Here is a 19,775-nt window from a genome sequence, read left to right on the forward strand (position 1 = left end):
AATTAGATGCAGTAAAAATTATAATAAATATAAAATAGTTCAGTAATTCAAAAATAAACGGCTTTATGTAGTCAATATGCAGGGCTTTTCCTTTAGCTTTCAAATAATTCATGTAGCTCTTCATCGTTTAATCTTAAATATATTTTAATTGCTTCTGTTACAATTTTCTTTCTGTGCTCACACTGTGGTCTATAAGGTGAATTGATATCGCCGCTTAAAGAAAAATTATCATGAATACATCCACCTACACATAAATTTCGTATCCAACATTTGCTACACTCTTTAAAATTATCTACAGTCGCATTTTTTATAATCTCATCCTGTATGTTATCCCCATGAAATGTATTGCCTAAAACTGCTTCACTACTGCCTACGAATCTTTGGCAAGGATAAATATCGCCATTTATACCTATAGCATATAGACTATTTCCTGCACCACAGGCCTTTGTACGCACCTGAGAGTTATGGATGTCATTCAATTGTTTCATAAACATTGTATTTTTCTTTACTTCTGCATATCTTTTTTCCTTAATGCATTTCTCAAACTCTAAATAAAACTCTATAAATGCATCAGCTAATATAGCATATTCTTCAACTTCTAATAAATTAAATGCAGGAGATAATGCTATTTTATCAAAGCCAATAGATCTCAAATAATCATAAGTATGTATAAGGTCTAATTTACTTGTGGTAACTGTACCTCTAGCATCTAATAATCCTTTTTCCCTTAAATTTTTTGTCTTTTTGAGCACTGTATCATGTGACCCAACTTTACCACTATAATATCTGTTTAATTCATGTGTTTCTTTATCTCCATCAATACTAATTTGTAATTTAATATGATTCTCGATAATAAATGCTTCGATTTCATCATTTAAAAGCGTACCATTTGATGTCATACTAAATGCAAATTTCTTACCTATTTCTTTTTCTTTCTCATGACAGTATTCAACAACTTCTTTTATGAGCTTAAAGTTTAAAAGTGGTTCTCCACCAAAAAAGCAAATCCCTAAATTATCTCTCTTTGAGTTTTCTATTAAAAAGTCTACTGACTGCTTAGCAGTTGCAATATCCATTATTCCAGATTTGTGGTATTTACCATCACCTGCATAACAATAAGAACATCTTAAATTACAATCTTGTACAACCAAAAGGTTAATTCCTAATAGCCCTGTAGATGCTGCATCAGCATTATCTTTTGGCTTAATAAAGCTAAAGTTCTATCATCTACTTCACATATTTTGTTATCCTTAACACAATATATATATTTTTGATCCAGATTTTCAAACACTTTAAAATCTGTAAAATTAACAATTGTATCCATAATTTCTCCTTAGTTTCATGACTATTTTTTAAGTAATCTAAGCACTAACATTGATATTTTCATAGTCTAAGTATTTATTAAATTTACGCTTCCAAAAGATATTAGCTTAAATTAATATCCCATTTTTGTCCATCGCAGAAGATACAGTTTGCATCGAAGCTACCACAATCTTTTGCTCTTACATTTTTGTCAATTACGTTTTTTAATTTTAACATTGTAATTTCTCCTTTCTAAAATTTATATCAAACGTTGATTCGCTTGACCGAATTTAATACTATACGTATTTGATTCAATTTTCAATAAATTATAACAACTGGTTAATATATAGAATAACTCGTAAAATATTCAAGAATATAAAAATGCTTTATATCCTTTAGCACCATCTCATCTAGTTAATACCTATTGCCTATACAAATAAAAACAACCTTTAATAATTTCTTAAATTATCAAAGATTGTTTTTATTTTATCTGTATTAATAATCCATAAATTCCTTTTTATCCCTAACAGTAATGTTTGATCGGCCTTTAGCTTAAACTTTAGCATATTGTCCCCATAGCTTCCGCCCAACTGCCCTAATACATAAAAATTCATGGCATCCTCAAAATAGCATTTCAAAAATGCATCACTTTCACAATCTGCTACTATCATTTCACCACTTAATGAAGTGACCATATGCTCTACCTGTTTCACATATTCTTGAACAGTTTTTTCTTCAATGCAAAAACTGCACTACCCAGAAAAACCATGCGTCGCAATCAAAGCTTCATAGGTCACATATCCCCCCACACAATATAATGCTTCCATAGATATTTTGCTGATATTGTCGTTATATATTATTGTATTACTCATACAGCTCCCTCCTTATTAGAATTTAAAATCATCAATTCAAGTTTTTACTAAATCTATCATTATTAAAGTATTTATAATGAAGCCTTAATATGTTCTAAAATCGGCACCGCCACATTAATGCCTGTACATGCCTTAATGCCTTTAATGTGTGCATTGGAATTCACTTCACATAAAATCGGCTCCCCATTTTCGCCAAATAGTAAGTCCACCCCTGCGAAGTCTATGGCGAGGATCTTGCAAACCTTTGTTGCCATTTCTATGAAAGCTTGTGGTGGGTCAAAAGGTCTGGCTCCGCCACCTTGAGCAATATTGGCGCGGAAGTCTGTTTCTGAGTATCGTTCCATACATGCCACTAATTTGCCGCCTACTACATTAAGGCGCACATCTCGTCCTTTACTACTGGCGATATATTCTTGATAAATATGTGGTTTTGATCCCACCTCTTCACGAATTTTGATGAGCTCGTCTCTATTTTTAACCATATAGACCTGTTCCCCAAAAGAACCGAAACTTTCCTTCACAATCATTGGATAGCCTATTTGCTCTTCTAATGGCTGTAAATAACACACCTCATTACTTAACTGCCCATAAAAGATAAATGGGGCAATAATCGTCTTCGGCATTTTAATGCCATGTCCTGCTAATCTTTGAAAAGTTAATGATTTATCATCACAAGCAGCAATAACATCGCTATTATTAAAGAGTCTAAAGCCTAATCCCTCTAATTGTTTCGCCAGTCTAATATCCTTGTCCAAAAATAAAATAAAGTCTGGTCTTTCCTCTACCTTAATGCCTTTGAGAAATAATTCCCCTTCATTTAATCCCATCATAATTTCATCATTATATAATTGTATAAGTTTAAGCCCTACTTGCTCTGCTGCTGCTGCATACATCTCACACATTTCTTTAAACTGTGCTGTCTTTAAACTACTATTTGTAATCATCCATCCTGTCTTTTGCATCCTCTTGTTTCCTTTCTCATACCTTGCTCCTCTTATTATGACACAAGTAACTATCTTTAGTCATTCCATAAACGAACAATACCAGCAGGGATATCATTTCCCTACTGGTATTTAATCAATCTTATTCTTGTTCCCCATGGAGGGATTCTTCTTCTCTGCGTTCAATTTTTTCACTTAACTCTTCGATGAGTGTCTTCTTGTCGCTTTTTACAATCTCTTTAAGTGCTTCATAAATGAGTTTTTTCTGCTCCCTTCGTTGCTGCTCTGTGATCACAGATTTTTATTCTTTTTATGAATGGCAATAACCCCTAAAAAGAATATGGTAATAAAGAAAATCATTACAACAATTTGTAAAAGTAGTGTCATAGCACTCCCCCTTCTCTTTACTACCATATTATTCAAAAAAACTTATAAAAATTACACCTTTTAACCAATATAATCCACTAATTTTTTAAACACTTCATTGGCGCCATCTGCTTTTAAAGCCGCATCAAAATCAGCTTTTGCACCCTCTTTGTCTCCTAAATGAAAACGCACAATCCCTCTTTCAGATACAGCATTTACATCCTGTGGTCTGCATCCAATGTAGAAATCATATGCTTTAAGACTTCTCTCATATTGTTTTGTTAAACCATATAAAAGCCCTAAGCAATAATGTGCAAGTTCATTATCTTCTTCAAGTTCAATAACTTTTTCATAAGCTTTAATAGCTTCATCATACATTTTAAGACTTAAGAAAATGCTGCCTTTACATTCATACCCTACAGCAAGTTCAGGTTCTACAAAAATCGCTTTATTAAAGCAACGGATGGCTTTACCATATAAATCTTTTGCTAAGAATTCATCTGCTTTGGCAAAGTACATTTCATATTCCTGGAAGTTTAATACAGACTTTCCTTCAAGGTCTTTCTTAGGGAAAATATAATTCATTTGATCTCCGCCATAGTTATGGATATACATGCCTAAATCACGCATGACATTTTCATCATTTTCAATGAAAGCCCCTTCAGTTTCTTTCACATCTAAAAGTCTCAGTTCCATAGGTAATAATAAACTATCCTCCGCTTTGGCTACGAAGTTATATGTAAAAACAGTACGTTCACTATCAAGGGATAAGAAGCTTTGAGGTGTGCGGTAAACTGTGGCATTTTTATACCAGCCAATCACTTTATTTTCATCTTCACGGTTTTTCGCAGTCCAAATGACTGTTACCCCTTCTACTTTTTCATCTTCAGGACTTACACCTTCAAAATTTTCAAGGGCAATCTGTTCTACTTCTTTTAAGCCATAGTAGCAGCCATTCACATTTTGGAAGTTATAACCACAAACTGGTGTTACCTTTTCCTCATCGCCTTCACCTACATAATATTTCATCCAAGGTACATTAATTATCATTAATTTCATAAATCGTACTCCTTTTTATTACTAGTGTTAATATTATATCATTTTTATGTATTTTACCAAAGAGTTAAAATCATTTATAATAAAAAAATATATAGGGGGGTATATTATGAAACCAATGTCATTAAGTTAACATTGTGTTAGAAACGCACTCTTTAGAAAAAAGAAGCTGAAGATTCATTTCTTCAACTTCTTTTTCTATTTTTAGGCACTACAAATAGACAGATTTGCATCTGTCTCAAAATTTCTATTCAATTATAAAAATTTATGCTACCCTATAAAGGAAGCTATAAAAAATCTTGATAGTTAGGTGTCGTTTCCTATGCCTATCAGACCTTATAGGAATAAGATTTTTTGCAATTATGGCTTCTAAATCAGGTGGTGTTGCTTTTCCATGATAGAATAATCTACACATATGTACTGCAACTGAGAAATTAGCTTTATATGTATGTTTTCTCTGCTTTTTTTCAATGACTACGTGCGAGGTAATAATTTCTGGTATATTTCAAATCTCTAAAAGATGTTTCAATCCCCCAACGAGAAGCATACAGTTTTTTCACTTTATCAGGAGGCTATTCCTCGCTGTTTAGATTTGTAACTATGGTTTCATATGAAGTTTCTGAAATAGGAAATCTCACTATTCGAAAACGTAATTCATAGAATTTAGCAGGTTCAGATTTCTTATTTTTAAGTGGTAAATAATCAAACAGTTGAGTTGAAGAAATACTTCGATAATGGTTTTTGTCTTTGACTTCATTTGTTTTCTTTCTTGTAAGTTTTAATGAAATATCCATATCAAAACAGTCTGTTTTGGGTAGATCCAGCCCATTTTTTATACCATTAATCCCATCTTTAACTCGAATAAGAAAGAACCATCCTTTCTCTTGAATGTGAGCCATACTGTTGAAAGATTCATAACCTCTATCAGCAATAACGAGAGCTTTAGGAATTGATGAATTTAGATCATCAGGATTAGTTAAAATATGTACATCAGACCCATCAACAGCAAGTATAGGCATATCTTCATTAAAGTTAGCCATAAATTTGCTTGAAAAACCATCAAATATGTTCTTAAACGCTTCAGGCTTTATCTTTTTTCTCTGCTGAACAAACGCAGAAGAAGTTGGCGTATCTGCAGATGCACCAAATAGATCTAATAATTCATTTGTAAGACTTCCACTTCCCATTCCAATGATTCCAGCTAAAACCTTATTCGCAGATTATTACTTATCTTTTGAATTTCATTTAATAAAAGCTTTTTAATTTGGTTTGTTTTCATATGTATCCCCCTTGTAACTAAGTTTCCTTTAATTACAAGGGCCGCTCTCACTACCTTTATATTCAGTCAATAGCGAGAGCGGCCACACATTTTTTTTTAGCTTGTCAATATTTTTTCAAAAAAGCTCCCTATACCATTTGATTAGTATAGAGATCTTTTTTGTCATCTTAACTTAATGACATTGCTTATAAACTAGACAAGTTATCAAATCTCATTGCTGAACAAGAAAAAACCTTTATCAATTTAACTCATTTAAGCATGCTTAAATAAAAACATTCCCTGATTAATTTATGCAGAAGGTGTTTTTTATTAACCGATAAGAGATTGTAAAATAAATAATGCACTCACAAAGCTAAAGTTAATTATAGAGAATTTGATCACATAACTTTTCACCTGATCAGGATTATGTTTCTTAAACTCACTAAATGTAATTAAACTTGCTAGTGAAGCAATAAGTGTCCCACATCCCCCAATGTTTACAGCTGGTAATAAGCTGGCGTAATCTGTGGTGAAATGTGAAAGTAATACGGCACTTGGGACGTTACTAATAAATTGACATGATAAAATCCCAAATAATAATGTATTCTTAGGTAATAAATATTCAAAGAATGCACTTACAGCTGGAATTCTTGCCATGTTGCCACTAAATACAAAGAATACACAGAATGTAGCTAAAAGTGGATAGTTTACTTCTTTGATTGATTTCTTATCTAATAAAAATAGTGCTAATGTAATCACTACTGTTCCCCATGTATAAGGCACAATACGGAAAACAATTAAAATACTTGCTACAAATAAGATGGCATAAATAAGCGTGTTTTTCTTATCAAACACATAGTCCTCATCATTTTTAAGTGTTAGATGCGTCGGCTTTACAAATAAACAACAAATGATAATGAGTACTGTAGCCCCTAAAAATGATGGGAGCATAATCTTTACGAATTCCCATGTCTCAATTTGAAAATAAGAATATAAATAAAGGTTTTGTGGATTTCCAAATGGTGTGACCATGCCCCCTAAGTTGGCTGCTATATTTTGCATAATAAATGTAAAAGCCATAGCCTTTTTATTATCTGTACTATTTAAAACATAGAAACCTAATGGTAAGAATGTTAATAGGGCCATATCATTGGCTAATAACATAGAACCAAAGAATGTAATAAATACAAGCCCTAATATGGCATTTCTTAAATTATGAAGCTTAAGCACAATATTTTTACTAATGATTTCAAAGGTATGAATATGTGCAAAAGCATTCACTACTGCTAATGTACAAAATAAAGTGGCTAATGTTCGCATATTAAAATAACCTAAATACGCTGCATCGATTGGTACAAGTGTACAGGTCAAAAGCATGGCCAAAGTAGCAATAGCTAATACTGGCTGATTTTTTATAAACTTTGTTAATAATTTATTTATATTTAGTCTATTTTGATTGCCTGACTGCTTTCCAGCAGCTTGTTTTAAACTTTTTTCTTCATTTACATATGTATTTCCCGCCATAATTCTCCTCTTCCTAAAATTTTATTTTTCTTTCATCCTCTCCATTCTACCCATTTATTCCGTTTTGTAAAATATATTTTTAATCCTTCTTATGAATTTTATCATACTTTCTTTAATTTGTTTTTAGTTTAAAACACTAGCCCCATTGATAGACACAGGTTTCAAAGTTTTATGTTTTTCTCTTAATTTTTCATTATTTATCTTTAACTTTTTAAAATTAAAGTAATACTTTGAAATTTATTCACTTATTATAGTTTTTCTAGAATTTTGGTATTATATATTTAATAATTTTCTGTTTATTTTTTATCAAAATAACGTTATAATAATGTGTAGAACAACAAATAATACATATTATTTGTTTAAACATATATAAAATGGAGGGCATATTTTATGTTAGTTTCAGCTAAAGACATGTTAAACAAAGCTAGAGAAGGAAAATACGCTGTTGGTCAATTCAACATCAACAACTTAGAATGGACAAAAGCTATCCTTTTAACAGCTCAAGAAAACAACTCACCAGTTATCTTAGGTGTATCTGAAGGTGCTGGTAAATACATGGGTGGTTATACAACAATCGTTGGTATGGTAAACGGTTTAATCAAAGAATTAAACATCACTGTTCCAGTTGCATTACACTTAGATCACGGTTCATACGAAGGTGCATTAAAATGTATCGAAGCTGGTTTCTCATCAGTAATGTTCGATGGTTCTCACTACCCAATCGAAGAAAACATCGCTAAAACAACAGAACTTGTTAAACTTACAGCAGAAAAAGGACTTTCTTTAGAAGCAGAAGTTGGTTCAATCGGTGGAGAAGAAGACGGTGTAGTTGGTGCTGGTGAAATCGCAGATGCTAACGAATGTAAAACAATTGCTGAACTTGGTGTAACAATGCTTGCAGCAGGTATCGGTAACATCCACGGTAAATACCCAGAAAACTGGAAAGGTTTAGCTTTCGATGCTCTTGAAGATATCAATGCAGCTACAGGAACAACTCCACTTGTTCTTCACGGTGGTACAGGAATTCCTGCTGAAATGATCAAAAAAGCTATCTCTTTAGGAGTTGCTAAAATCAACGTTAACACAGAATGCCAATTAGCATTCGCAGAAGCTACACGTAAATACATCGAAGCTGGTAAAGACTTAGAAGGTAAAGGTTTCGACCCACGTAAATTATTAGCTCCAGGTTTCGAAGCTATCAAAGCTACAGTTAAAGAAAAAATGGAATTATTCGGTTCAATCGGACAAGCTTAATTTCGTTTCAGGTCATTGCACTAATGTGTGATGACCTTTTTATTGGGTTTGGTAGAGGGCGTGGGGATAAGTGCATAAACCAAATTTTCCTTAACACTCGCTTCGCTCGAATGTTAGATAAAATTTGTTTATGCACTTATCCCCACTTTTCTTTCATCGAAAGTTAAATAAATCTGTTACTTTATTTCTCATACCATACCAATGTTAATCTTTCATTAATCACTTCTGTTTTTCCAGTCTTATGATAACCCATTTTTTATACTTTGCCATATCCCTCTTTAATAAAGCAATACGCTCCTTTTCTTCTCTTGCCTGTGTAAATGGTGGATTGGTTAGCAGCCAATAATAGTCATCTGTATCTAAGTGTTTATACTGGTATCGTTCTTCTAACACTCTTCCAAGTGTTGAAGTCCCTGAACCTGAGGCACCTAAAATATGAATAAGTTTCATTTTCTTCTCCTCCAATTGTTTGTAATATTACTAACCATTTATTAATCGGCAATAAATGTATTCATTTCTTCAATGCTAATGCCTCACAGTCTAAAGTTTTAAGTGCTGCTCATAGGCTTATACGCCTTGAGATTATCTGTTTGCATTTTGAAAAGTCCTTTCTTAGGTCCCTCATAATATTCATCTCTTAAATCTCCAAACTATCTATGAGTAGCCAATGCCATCTATAATAGCCTTCTGCATCATTTCTTTGAATTTATCTAGCATCTTTTCACACCAAGCTATGGCTTGCTGCTTTTCTGCTAGAGACTTCTTAGACAGCCCTTGAATATAATTTTCAACGCCTATCTTTAATTTTTTACCATAGCCTTTCGTATCATAGACAACATTTCCTCTATAAACTTGAATAAATCTTTTAATCAATTGCCGCTGTAAATTCAGAGGAATGATAAATAAATACATCTAACAAAACACCTGCCACCTTATTGCCATCATGACTGCCACATACTTTATCTGTAATAATAAGTGCATCAAAATCACTATTTTGATTTGTGCGTCCCATCTACATATGAACCGTACAAATAAATACAATGACTGGCACACCCTTACTTCCTCTTTTAGGGTATCTATATTATTTCTATAGTACTTAAAACCCAAGCCTTGCCTGTGTATAAAGTTTATGCTTCCCTCAGGTACACCATGCCTACTTTCATTTTATTAGGCATGTTCTTATACATCTCTTGGCCACTAGCTTCTTTCCCAAAATGTCTTAATAAATAGGCAGATGAATAACCTGCACATTCAACATTCTGCTGCATATCTATGTGGTTAGGTTGCGCAATCATAAACTTAGGTGGATACTGACCTCTTGCTATTTTAAAGGTCAAACGCCTTAAAAGCTGCTGGTCTATCAGCATCACAATTCCATTCAAAATTATAGCAATGCCTAAATAATTCATGAAATGTATCCACACTTTCTTTTCCTCCTTTATTAAACTCTTATTTTCCCGCTGCATAAATTCTTCCTTGATTTTTTATAGCTTAATCCCTTGATTTTCTGCACTTAGCGGTCTTCTAAAGCTGGCAATGTTTGTCTCACCTTTTGAACCTGAGCCTTTGTAATCGTAGCAATTGCAAAAATTTCATCTGTTTCATTAGCTTCTTGAAGCATGGTACCCCATGGATCAATGATACAGCTTTTGCCGTGAAAATAGAATCCGGCATTTTCGCCTACACGATTAGCTGCTATTACATAAACTTGATTTTCTATGGCACGAGCCTTAAGCAACGTTTTCCAATGCTCTAACCTTGGAAATGGAAAAGCTGAAACGATGGCCAATGCTTCACAGCCTGCATCAATATACTGGCGGCCTAGTTCTGGGAATCTAATATCATAACAAATCATCAGTCCAAAACGTATGCCTTTAATGTCCACTGTGCATAAACTTTCTCCTGGGGTAAAAATTTCTTTTTCTTTGCTTAAACAAAATAGTTTATTTTTGCGATATTTAGCGATTTCATTTCCTGTATCATCTAATACATAAGCCGTATTAAATTTGCCTTCTTTGCCATTTTCATAAACGCCTGCAATGATGTGAATATTTAACTCTCTACATACTGCCTTTAATGCTTCTAAAGTCTCATTTGTATCATAATCTAACGCCTTCACAACATCTAAATCATATCCCACGTCAAAAAGCTCTGGTAATAAAACCAGCTCTGCACCTTGATTTTTGGCTACCTTAATAAGTTCTTTTGCTTTTTGTAGGTTAGTCCCCACATCTCCCGCTTTACTGGCCATTTGCACAGTGCAAACTCTAAGTTGTTCCTTCATCTTTTTCTTCCTTTCTGTTAATTAGTTTAGCAATTGCCTCTTATAAAACTACAGTATTTTGGATATATTATATTTTAATTAGTATAAAACACTTGTTAGAAAATTTCATCAATAAAAAGAACATCTTTTATAAATTCTTGATTCTTCAATTGAAATCATAAATTTATAATGGTTTGTTATTCTTAAAAATAAGGATAAAACTACCAGAATAATAAAATTGAATTTACACATATTAATAACATAGTAATCGCCCAAAATTAAACCTTTTAATTATGGTGGTTACTAAAATAGACCTACAGGGGGCAATTAACATGTCAAACAAACAAGCTTTTGAAACAATGAAATATGAAGTTGCAAAAGAAGTCGGAGTACCTTTAAAACAAGGATACAACGGAGATATTACAGCTCGTGAAGCTGGTAAAATCGGCGGAACAATTGTTCAAAAAGTGTTTGAAAGCTACAAAGGGTCAAAATAAGCAGTAATTAAAAAGAGAGCGTCGCATGAGCGTCGCTCTCGTATTTTTTATTTTGTTTCAGTTGTCTGCATCTCTAATTCATGTGCTTCTACATAAGCATTGCCTAACCAAATTTCATTTTGTAAATTCATATGCCAGCCACTTAACCAGCTATGGACTAAAATATTGCCCAGTGTCTTTTCTTCTATGGCTTCATCTGCTATAGTTTCTTCTAAGTTTGTCTCTTCGACTGAAACCTCTTGTTTTTCTGCATCTTGAGTCGTTGTAGCTACTTCTTCTGCCCCTTTTGTAGCTTCTTTCTCATCTTCTTTTAATGCATCCACCTCTGCATTTTCTGTTGTTTCAACTACTGGTGGTGTTAATACGATATTGCTTGTATCAATCATCTCTAAGTTTGAGGCTAATACATCTAATTCATTTTTCAAATAAGCTGTCTTAGCTTTTTCTCCATCACCCACGACTTTAAGGTCTATCCTTTGTAAATTCACGCCTTCTGACTGTGGGTAAATCTCATTTTTTACAAGTGTTACGCCTTCAGTTGTCATACTTTCTATTTTAAAAGGACCATTATAAACCGCATTTGCCTTAGTCCATTCATTAGTCCCAGAAAGTATATCTTCACGAAGTGGCATAAAACTTTCTAATATTAAATAATCCAAGAAAGCTTCATTAGGTGTTTCTAATGTCACCTCTAATGTATGATTATCTAAAGCTAATACACCTAAACTCGCTGTAGACATTTCGCCTCTTGCAATGGCTCCCGCATTTTTAATGCCTGCTTTTTCATAATCTGCTAAATGACTGCCTCCTAATATAGGATCAGCCCCTCTTCGCCAAGCATACACGAAATCATTAGCTGTAAGTTCTACCCCATCTGACCAGCCTGCATCACGTAATGTAAAAGTATAAGTTAAGCCATCTTCTGAAACCGTATACCCATTGGCCACACCATTGACGATTTTATCATCCATTTGACGTACTAAGCCTTCATAAATATGGTGCATGATAAAAGTTCCTTCACCTTCTGTATTAAACTGAGGATCTAATGTCTCTGGCACTTTGCTAATGTTCATGCTAATATTTTGTACCACATCGCCTACCTCAACTTTTTCCACAACCACTTCACCTGGCGGCGTACTCGTTTTACCGCATCCTGCAAATAAGACACTTACAAGCAAGATACGCCATAAATATTTTGCTTTCATATCATTCTCCTATTATGTACTGATTATTTTATATAACTTGCCATCTCTATATGCTGCTAATTTTAAGCCAATCTATATAATCTTAAACCTTTCTCTATCATAGCACTTTCTTATAAAATCTTCCATAATACAGAATAAATTACAAGAATTATCCATTCATTTAATTTATATTAGAAATATGCTATATTACTAATATATTATAGTTCGTTTATATCTATAAACTAGAAATTATAAGGGGAGATTATAAAATGTTCAATTCAAAAAGGCAAAAATTTATGTCCTATGTAATCTTAGGCATATATACCATACTTTTAATATGGCTCATTCTATTTAAATTCAATACCAGCTTAATCAATTAGATCACATTAGAAATATTAATTTTATCCCATTTACTGAGTCAGTGATTACCAATAGTCATCTGGATATCACAGAAATACTTTATAATATTTTAGTATTTGTCCCATTAGGCATATATGTGAGTATCTTCAAGCCCCATTGGTCCTTTTTAAATAAAGCAATGCCAAGTTTATGCCTTAGTTTATTATTGGAAACATTGCAGTTTATATTTGCAATCGGCGCAAGTGATATAACAAATATTATTGGAAATACATTAGGCAGGATTTGTGGCATACTTCTCTTCTTATGCCTTAAAAAGCTTTTTAAGAAAAAATATCTCACTATCATCAATTGTATCGGTCTAAGCGTTGAAAGCTTAGCCATAATACTACTTAGCCTTTTAATTCTATATAATCAATAAATGGTTACTATATATAGCAAGAAAGCTCCCAAAAGGAACCTTCTTTTTATATATAATAACCACTAGATTTATCTAACCCAGTTATTTAATTTACTTGATTTCTTGGCGCACCTGCCATATAGCTTGTAATATTTTCAGCTACTTCTTCTACAAGTTTTTTTCTAGCTTCCACACTTGCCCATGCAATATGTGGTGTAATGAGTAATTTCGATGGATCTTCTACGCTATAAAGAGGATTTGCAGCATCGATCGGCTCTTTTTCTAATACATCTAAAGCTGCCCCTGCAATCTGTCCTTCATTTAAAGCTCTTGCTAAATCTGCTTCTACTACAATTTTACCACGGCCTACATTAATTAAAATAGCTGTTTCTTTCATCATTTTTAAAGCACCATAATTAATGAGTTCATTTGTTCTTTCATTAAATGGTGCATGAATAGCGACCACATCACTTGTTGTTAATAATGTTTCAAAATCAACTTGTGTGTAGTCTGGATTATTGTTTTTACCTGATGTTGAGTAATACACAACTTTTGTCCCAAAAGCTTAGCAATCTTCGCCACTTCTCTACCAATAGCCCCTAAACCAATGATTCCAAATGTTTTACCATTTAGTTCCCAGAAAGGCCATTCTAGGTTTGTAAAGATTTCACTTGCTGCATAATCTTTTGATTTTACATAGCGGTCATATTGTGCCATATGACTTACAAGGTAAAAGAGCATTGAAAATGTATGTTGTGCCACACTCTTAGTTGAGTAACCAGCTACATTACATACTGGAATGCCTCTTCCCTTAGCATAAACAATATCCACATTATTAAAGCCTGTGGCTAATAAACCAATCATTTTCACATTGGCTGCATCTTTTAAATTGCTTTCATTTAATACAACTTTGTTTGTGAGAATGATTTCTGCATCTTTAATGCGATTTGCCACTTCTTCAGGCTTAGTTGTCTCATAAACAGTAAGCTCACCTAATTCATAAAGCTTGCTAATATCAATATCACTACCTAATGTTTTTGCATCGAGTATACAAATTTTCATGATTTTCTCCTTAGTCCAAAGTCACTTTTACGACTTAATTATTTTATCCTTATTGTACTATGACTAAGCCTCTTTGCCTATAGCTTCTAACATTTTTACCTGATTGTAATCTGCTGCTGCTAGTTCATCTTTTCCTTGCTCAGCATATAAATCGCCTCTTTTAACATAAGCTTCTACAAAATCTGGCTCCATTTCAATAACCTTTGTATAATCCGCTATGGCTAAATCTACTTCCCCCTGACGGGCATATAAATTGCCACGGTAAAAATAGGCGCCTCTGTAATTAGGCTGTAATGCGATTACATTAGTATGATCCGCAATCCCCGCCTCATCTTCATGCTTCATATAATATAAATAACCCCTATCATTATATAAAGCTGGCTGTGGATTAATCTTAATAGCCGCTGTATAATCCGCTATAGCCTCATCATATTGGCACATTTCAAGATATGCAAACCCTCTTCTATAATAAGCTTCAAAACAATCCTCCTCTTGTTTTAAAACTTCTGTGCAAACTTCAATTACCTTATCATACTGGCCAGTCTCATTAAGCTTTGCTATGTACTGTAATAATTCTTCTTTCATTTATGTTCCTCCTTATGTCACTTTTTTAAGATATACCCTTTTCTCTCTCAGCACACCTTAAATCCTATAACTGGTTTAGTTTACCATATTTTCATTATTATTGCTACTTTTCTATAGTTTTTATACTTTAATTAATTATAATATTAAGTTATAATTTTACACTTACTTAAACAAAAAAATAACGCCTGCTAGTTCCTAGCTGGCGTTATTTTAAATACTTATTTAGCTTACTTTGTTGCCACATTGTGGACAGAATTTAGCCCCTGATGCTACTTCATTGCCGCATTGTGAGCAGAATTTCTTACCTGTAGGTGCTTCCACTTTTGCGCCGCATTCTGGGCAGAATTTAGAGCCTTGTGGAATGCTGTGCCCACATGCCTTACAAGTTATCATGGCGCCTTGAGGCGTAGCTTGAGCTTGTTGTTGTGGTGTCCCATTTTGAGCGCCTACATTGTTCATTTGATTCATATTGTCTGCAAAGCTCTTGGCCATTTGCATGCCCATACCAAGTCCCATGCCACTTTGTGTCATGCTATTCATACCTGGATTCTTAGTTGCTTGTTCCATAATATCAAGCTGTTTAAGAATTTGAATCTTACTAAGTTTCTCATTTTGAATGCTGCCAAGCATATTCATGCTTGTGACATCTTTAAGGGTCTTCTCGATTTCTTCTGGAAGGCCAATATTACTGATTGTAAAATGAGTCAGTGTAAGACCTAAAGCTTTAAATGATTCAGCTACAGCATCTTGAAGGGCTTCCCCTATTTCAATATAGTTAGAAGCAAGCTGAACAACTGTGACATTTAAGCTACCAATGATATCTGCAAATTTATTAATAATAAAGCTTCTTAATTGTTCACGAATATTTTCTAAAGTATAACGTGATTTCGTTCCAGCAACTTGTGTAAAGAACACAACTGGATTTTCAATTTTGAAGGCATAAGTACCATGTGCTCTGACTTGTACTTGCCCATACTGAGAATCTGGAATCCAAATAGGATTATTTGTTCCCCATTTATTATCGAGGAATTCTTTCATGTTCAAAAAATATACGTCTGATTTAAATGGTGATTTGAAACCAAAACTCCAATGTTTAAGATCTGCAAGGAGTGGTAAGTTGGCTGTAGTCAGTTCATACATACCAGGGCCAAAAACATCTGCGATTTGTCCTTGGTCTACAAAGATTGCCACTTGCCCAGGTCTTACAGTGAGCTGTGCGCCACTTTGAATTTCTTGATCTTCCATTGGAAACATATATACAAGTGTATTGCTACTTTCATCTAACCATTGAATTGCATCTAAAAATTGCTTTTTAAAAAATCCCATCCCAAAACCTCCATTTTTCTTAAATAATCTATTGTACACTACTTATCCTATGCTCTCTTTCTATTCAAATGCCCATTCACCGTCTTTTAAAACAGTAAATCTTTCGCCTGACTCAGTTGTCGCTTCGATTGTTAACTTATCACTACCTACCATAAAGTCATTATGTGTACTGGAAGTATTTGCACCAGCTTTTTCAAGTTCCTCCTGACTCATGTCACCGCCGCCTACAATATTTGTTGTATAGGCACTTCCAATAGCAAAGTGACAAGAGGCATTTTCATCAAATAATGTATTGAAGAAAATTGTGTTCGTTCTAGATACTGGTGAGCTATGAGGTACTATAGCTACTTCACCTAAATAATGAGAGCCTTCATCCCTAGCAATAAGCTCTTTTAAGACATCTTCCCCTTGCTCTGCTGTGCAGCCTACGATTTTACCATCTTTAAATGTGAGGGTAAATTTATCGACTAAATTACCACTTACAACAAAAGGTTTAGTAGATGAAACTGTCCCATTCACCCCATATTTATATGGCATCGTAAAGACTTCTTCTGTTGGCATATTGGCTACGAAGTAAGTCCCTTTTGTACTATCTTCACCACCGCCTTGCCAAATATGATTTTTTACAAGTTCTACAGTTAAATCTGTACCTGGTGCTGTATAATGTAATGTTTTGATTTTCTTATCATTTAAATACGCACATTTATGTGCTAATAAATCTGTATGGGCATTCCAAGCTGCTACTGGATCTGCTTCAGTGATACGTGTTGCCTCAAAAATACGGTCCCATAATAAACTTTCAGCTTCCTCAGGTGATTTACCTGGGAATACTTTTTGACTCCAAGCTGGTGTAGGCATTGAAACAATACACCAACATACATCTGAGTTACTTGTAAGCCTTCTAAATGGCGCTAAAGCGACACCAGTGCTCTTTTGCATAGCTGAAATCTTACTTGTTGGAATATCTTTGAGTAAATCTGGATTACCTGCACTAATTGAAATAAATGCTGCATTTTGCTCAGCTAATGTATTCATTTTAGCAGCCATCCACTCTGGGTAGTCAGCTAATGTCTCTTCTGTAGCATGTGTATATAATAATTTAGTCACTTCTTCATCGCTATATTCTACAAATACACGTTTTGCGCCTCTTTCATAAGCACATTTTACCATCTCTCTTGCAAAGAATGCCCCTTCTAGTGGTGTTCTAATCAATAAAAGTTGATCTTTTTGGATATTCACCCCAACTTCTACTACTAATTTTGCGTATTTTTTTAAATTTGCTTCAAAGCTCATTATTCTCCGTCCTCTCACTTGCTGCTCTCTTCAGCCCTCTACTGTTTGTCCTTAGTCTGCTTATTCTCGATTTATTACACATAAACTTTTTATGCATTAATAAATTGATTATTGTCTTTACTATATGTGTACCCTACTTTTGCTAAACGTTCTTTAATAGATGCTGAATCCACATCATTACTTTTGCAAAGGTCATCTAATGAGGCGTACTCATCTCTTAATTTTGTATTCACTAAACTTAATAATAAGTAAGGATCTTTTGTCTCAAACATGTTCTTTCTCCTTTAAACGTATCCGTTTATCTATTTATTCTAAATTTTCTTCATTTTATCAAAGCTTAGGCCATTTGTAAATAAAGCATCAGATAGAATCAAATGTTTTTAGTTTTTACTTCCTAACTTCATATAGTTTTTCATCTTTGTACTAATATTATTAGGTTCTAACATCATCATATTAACTGGCAGTATAATAATCACATGCGTGAATTTATTGGCCTCACTTTCTATTTTAACCTTTCCTCTATGAGCTTCTACAATATTTTTAACCATCGTAAGTCCTATACCGCTACCTTCATATTTTTCACGACTTTTATCCCCACGATACATTCTTTCAAAGACATATGGCAAATCTTCTGAATCAATACCTATCCCTGTATCTTCAATAACAACCTGACAGTCCTTATTACCATTTAATAGGCTAGTTGTTACTTTGATTTCGCCTCTATCTGCGGTAAATTTGAAGGCATTAGAAAGCACATTCATCCAGAGCTGTTTCATACCATCTTTATCTGCCATAATCATGACCGTTTCTGTCTCATTAGATTTCATATGATAATTGATTTTCTTTTCTTTCGCCACGATTTTAAAAGCATCAAACACTTCTCCTAGACTCTCATTTAAATTAATGAGTTTAAAGTCCATAGAAGTTTCCTGTTCTTCAATGTTCTTTAGTAAATCTAAGTTATTTAAAAGCTTACCAAAGCGTACAACCTCTTTATAAAGCATATTCATTTGCTCTTCATCAATTGGGTAAATCCCATCAATCATCGCTTCTAAATTACTTTGTAAAATATGAAGTGGTGTACGAATCTCATGAGAAACGTCAGAAATCAATTTCTTACGAATTGTATCTTGTCTTTCTAATTTCTCACCTAAATAATTCATACTATGTCTCAGTGTTTCAATCTCTTTGATTTTACTTTTAAACGGATATCTGGCATTAAGCTTACCATCTGCTAACGCAATAGAAGTTTTACTAATGCCATAAATATGATAAGTAAATAATCTAGATAAATAAACACCTGCGAAAATAAAACACATTAAAATCATGCTACAACACCAAACGATACTTAAATTAATATCTTTCTTAAATTGCATATCATTCATATTCAGTGTGGCTGTTGGATAATATCCAATACGGGCATAGCCTACTATACTTCCATATCGATCATGTAGCGGCTTATCTTCAAAGGAATACAGACCTGTTCTCACACCTAGATGTTTATTCCCATTGCCTTCTCTTTTGATTTCCTCAGCCAGTTCCTTTTGAGTTGTTCCCCAAATGAATCTTTTATCTGGCGTTAAAACGGCAATAGAGAAATTCCCCATACCTAAGTAATTTTCTAAAATAAGCTGTTCACCTAAATTTTGCTGCCACTGATCTTCTTCATATAGCCTTTCTAGCACATCTACAAGCATATCACTGGCATAGTTAATATTATTTTCAATATATAACTGAAAGCTACGCTGAATGGTAACATTTACAATGAGGGATGTACTTAGTACCATAATACATCCAATGCTTAGGAAAATTGCAAAAAGCTGCTTCCTAATGGAAATCATGCTTGTTCGCCTTCAAATTTGTAACCAATACCCGTCACTGTCTTAATATAACGTGGGTTCTTGGTATCTACTTCAATTTTCTTTCTAAGGTTTTTGATATGCACATCAATGGTACGATCAAAGCCATCAAAGTCGATTCCCATAACAGCTTCAATAAGCTGATCTCTTGTAAATACACGGCCTGGTGAAGAAGCTAATTCATAGAGTAAATCAAACTCATTTGGTGTGAGCATCACTTCTTCATTGTTGATTTGCACGCTACGCTCTTGTAAATAAATTTTAAAGTGACCTTTATCAAAGATTAAAACATCTTTGTTATCTTCACGTTGTTTACGAATTTCTAAAGCTTTAACCCTTGCCACAACTTCTCTAGGGCTTACTGGTTTTACTAAAT

The 19,775-nt window shown here is 33.6% G+C and carries 22 protein-coding genes and 2 pseudogenes; 3 read left to right on the plus strand and 21 right to left on the minus strand.

What is annotated here, in order from left to right; genetic code table 11:
• Positions 1-92 precede the first annotated feature (92 nt).
• The 8 genes and pseudogenes from papB to JCM14822_RS05280 all read right to left on the minus strand — a co-directional run bounded on the left by papB (position 93) and on the right by JCM14822_RS05280 (position 7,319).
• Positions 93-1,151, minus strand: a complete 1,059-nt coding sequence (papB, locus tag JCM14822_RS05255) for a PapB family radical SAM/SPASM ranthipeptide maturase (RefSeq protein WP_054740310.1) — start codon at positions 1,149-1,151, stop codon at positions 93-95.
• 11 nt (positions 1,152-1,162) lie between these two features.
• Complete coding sequence (locus tag JCM14822_RS20020) at positions 1,163-1,324, minus strand: hypothetical protein (protein WP_157047633.1); 162 nt, start codon at positions 1,322-1,324, stop codon at positions 1,163-1,165.
• Between the two features lie 427 nt (positions 1,325-1,751).
• Positions 1,752-1,997 (minus strand): hypothetical protein, encoded by a 246-nt coding sequence (locus JCM14822_RS05260; RefSeq protein ID WP_054740311.1) that lies wholly within the window; start codon positions 1,995-1,997, stop codon positions 1,752-1,754.
• A gap of 248 nt (positions 1,998-2,245) precedes the next feature.
• Positions 2,246-3,136 carry a RimK family alpha-L-glutamate ligase gene (locus JCM14822_RS05265; RefSeq protein ID WP_054740313.1) on the minus strand — a complete coding sequence of 297 codons (891 nt, stop codon included), beginning with the start codon at positions 3,134-3,136 and terminating at the stop codon, positions 2,246-2,248.
• A 121-nt stretch (positions 3,137-3,257) separates the two neighbouring features.
• Positions 3,258-3,410 carry a hypothetical protein gene (locus tag JCM14822_RS20025; RefSeq protein ID WP_157047635.1) on the minus strand — a complete coding sequence of 51 codons (153 nt, stop codon included), beginning with the start codon at positions 3,408-3,410 and terminating at the stop codon, positions 3,258-3,260.
• Positions 3,411-3,562: 152 nt separating this feature from the next.
• Positions 3,563-4,540, minus strand: a complete 978-nt coding sequence (locus tag JCM14822_RS05270; protein WP_054740316.1) for a tetratricopeptide repeat protein — start codon at positions 4,538-4,540, stop codon at positions 3,563-3,565.
• Positions 4,541-5,004: 464 nt separating this feature from the next.
• A pseudogene (locus tag JCM14822_RS23040) lies at positions 5,005-5,724 on the minus strand (transposase).
• A gap of 401 nt (positions 5,725-6,125) precedes the next feature.
• Complete coding sequence (locus JCM14822_RS05280) at positions 6,126-7,319, minus strand: SLC13 family permease (RefSeq protein WP_083461286.1); 1,194 nt, start codon at positions 7,317-7,319, stop codon at positions 6,126-6,128.
• Positions 7,320-7,709: 390 nt separating this feature from the next.
• On the opposite strand from JCM14822_RS05280, the gene fba reads away from it, so the two are divergent.
• Entirely contained in the window at positions 7,710-8,573 is an 864-nt protein-coding gene (fba, locus tag JCM14822_RS05285; RefSeq protein ID WP_054740320.1) for a class II fructose-1,6-bisphosphate aldolase, read from the plus strand.
• A 219-nt stretch (positions 8,574-8,792) separates the two neighbouring features.
• On the opposite strand, the gene JCM14822_RS05290 is transcribed toward fba, so the two are convergent.
• The 5 genes from JCM14822_RS05290 to JCM14822_RS05305 form a co-directional block, all read right to left on the minus strand.
• The gene (locus JCM14822_RS05290; RefSeq protein WP_054740321.1) at positions 8,793-9,023 is read right to left on the minus strand and encodes a P-loop NTPase family protein; all 231 of its coding nucleotides are present in this window, start codon (positions 9,021-9,023) and stop codon (positions 8,793-8,795) included.
• A gap of 204 nt (positions 9,024-9,227) precedes the next feature.
• Positions 9,228-9,446 (minus strand): hypothetical protein, encoded by a 219-nt coding sequence (locus JCM14822_RS05295; RefSeq protein WP_054740323.1) that lies wholly within the window; start codon positions 9,444-9,446, stop codon positions 9,228-9,230.
• Entirely contained in the window at positions 9,439-9,585 is a 147-nt protein-coding gene (locus JCM14822_RS20035; RefSeq protein WP_157047636.1) for a hypothetical protein, read from the minus strand. Before JCM14822_RS20035 ends, JCM14822_RS05295 begins: the two co-directional genes overlap by 8 nt.
• Positions 9,586-9,700: 115 nt before the next feature.
• Positions 9,701-9,997, minus strand: a complete 297-nt coding sequence (locus JCM14822_RS05300; RefSeq protein ID WP_157047637.1) for a hypothetical protein — start codon at positions 9,995-9,997, stop codon at positions 9,701-9,703.
• Positions 9,998-10,086: 89 nt separating this feature from the next.
• Entirely contained in the window at positions 10,087-10,857 is a 771-nt protein-coding gene (locus JCM14822_RS05305) for a nitrilase-related carbon-nitrogen hydrolase (RefSeq protein WP_054740327.1), read from the minus strand.
• A gap of 311 nt (positions 10,858-11,168) precedes the next feature.
• Here JCM14822_RS05305 and JCM14822_RS05310 point away from each other — a divergent pair, with 311 nt between their 5' ends.
• The gene (locus tag JCM14822_RS05310) at positions 11,169-11,333 is read left to right on the plus strand and encodes an alpha/beta-type small acid-soluble spore protein (protein ID WP_054740329.1); all 165 of its coding nucleotides are present in this window, start codon (positions 11,169-11,171) and stop codon (positions 11,331-11,333) included.
• A 47-nt stretch (positions 11,334-11,380) separates the two neighbouring features.
• Here the strand turns inward: JCM14822_RS05310 and JCM14822_RS05315 are convergent, their stop codons facing one another.
• A complete protein-coding gene (locus tag JCM14822_RS05315; protein ID WP_054740330.1) occupies positions 11,381-12,538 on the minus strand; it encodes an ABC transporter substrate-binding protein in 1,158 nt (385 codons plus the stop codon).
• Between the two features lie 373 nt (positions 12,539-12,911).
• On the opposite strand from JCM14822_RS05315, the gene JCM14822_RS24840 reads away from it, so the two are divergent.
• Positions 12,912-13,295: a VanZ family protein gene (locus JCM14822_RS24840; protein WP_408606180.1), complete on the plus strand. Its 384-nt coding sequence runs from the start codon at positions 12,912-12,914 to the stop codon at positions 13,293-13,295.
• Positions 13,296-13,380: 85 nt separating this feature from the next.
• On the opposite strand, the pseudogene JCM14822_RS24845 reads toward JCM14822_RS24840, so the two are convergent.
• The 7 genes and pseudogenes from JCM14822_RS24845 to JCM14822_RS24850 all read right to left on the minus strand — a co-directional run bounded on the left by JCM14822_RS24845 (position 13,381) and on the right by JCM14822_RS24850 (position 19,614).
• A pseudogene (locus JCM14822_RS24845) lies at positions 13,381-14,336 on the minus strand (D-2-hydroxyacid dehydrogenase).
• 63 nt (positions 14,337-14,399) lie between these two features.
• On the minus strand, positions 14,400-14,921 hold the full coding sequence (locus JCM14822_RS05330; RefSeq protein ID WP_054740334.1) for a tetratricopeptide repeat protein: 522 nt from the start codon (positions 14,919-14,921) through the stop codon (positions 14,400-14,402).
• A 222-nt stretch (positions 14,922-15,143) separates the two neighbouring features.
• Entirely contained in the window at positions 15,144-16,247 is a 1,104-nt protein-coding gene (locus JCM14822_RS05335; protein WP_054740336.1) for an SPFH domain-containing protein, read from the minus strand.
• A 60-nt stretch (positions 16,248-16,307) separates the two neighbouring features.
• Positions 16,308-17,540: an aminopeptidase gene (locus JCM14822_RS05340; protein WP_054740338.1), complete on the minus strand. Its 1,233-nt coding sequence runs from the start codon at positions 17,538-17,540 to the stop codon at positions 16,308-16,310.
• A gap of 89 nt (positions 17,541-17,629) precedes the next feature.
• Positions 17,630-17,812, minus strand: coding sequence for a DUF4250 domain-containing protein (locus JCM14822_RS05345; protein ID WP_054740340.1), 183 nt, complete (start codon positions 17,810-17,812; stop codon positions 17,630-17,632).
• Between the two features lie 108 nt (positions 17,813-17,920).
• The gene (locus tag JCM14822_RS05350; RefSeq protein ID WP_054740342.1) at positions 17,921-19,381 is read right to left on the minus strand and encodes a sensor histidine kinase; all 1,461 of its coding nucleotides are present in this window, start codon (positions 19,379-19,381) and stop codon (positions 17,921-17,923) included.
• Positions 19,378-19,614: a winged helix-turn-helix domain-containing protein gene (locus tag JCM14822_RS24850; protein WP_408606181.1), complete on the minus strand. Its 237-nt coding sequence runs from the start codon at positions 19,612-19,614 to the stop codon at positions 19,378-19,380. The genes JCM14822_RS05350 and JCM14822_RS24850 overlap by 4 nt, the downstream gene beginning before the upstream one ends.
• Positions 19,615-19,775 lie beyond the last annotated feature (161 nt).

It is taken from the genome of Cellulosilyticum ruminicola JCM 14822 (genome assembly GCF_001311925.1).
Lineage (GTDB): Bacteria > Bacillota > Clostridia > Lachnospirales > Cellulosilyticaceae > Cellulosilyticum > Cellulosilyticum ruminicola.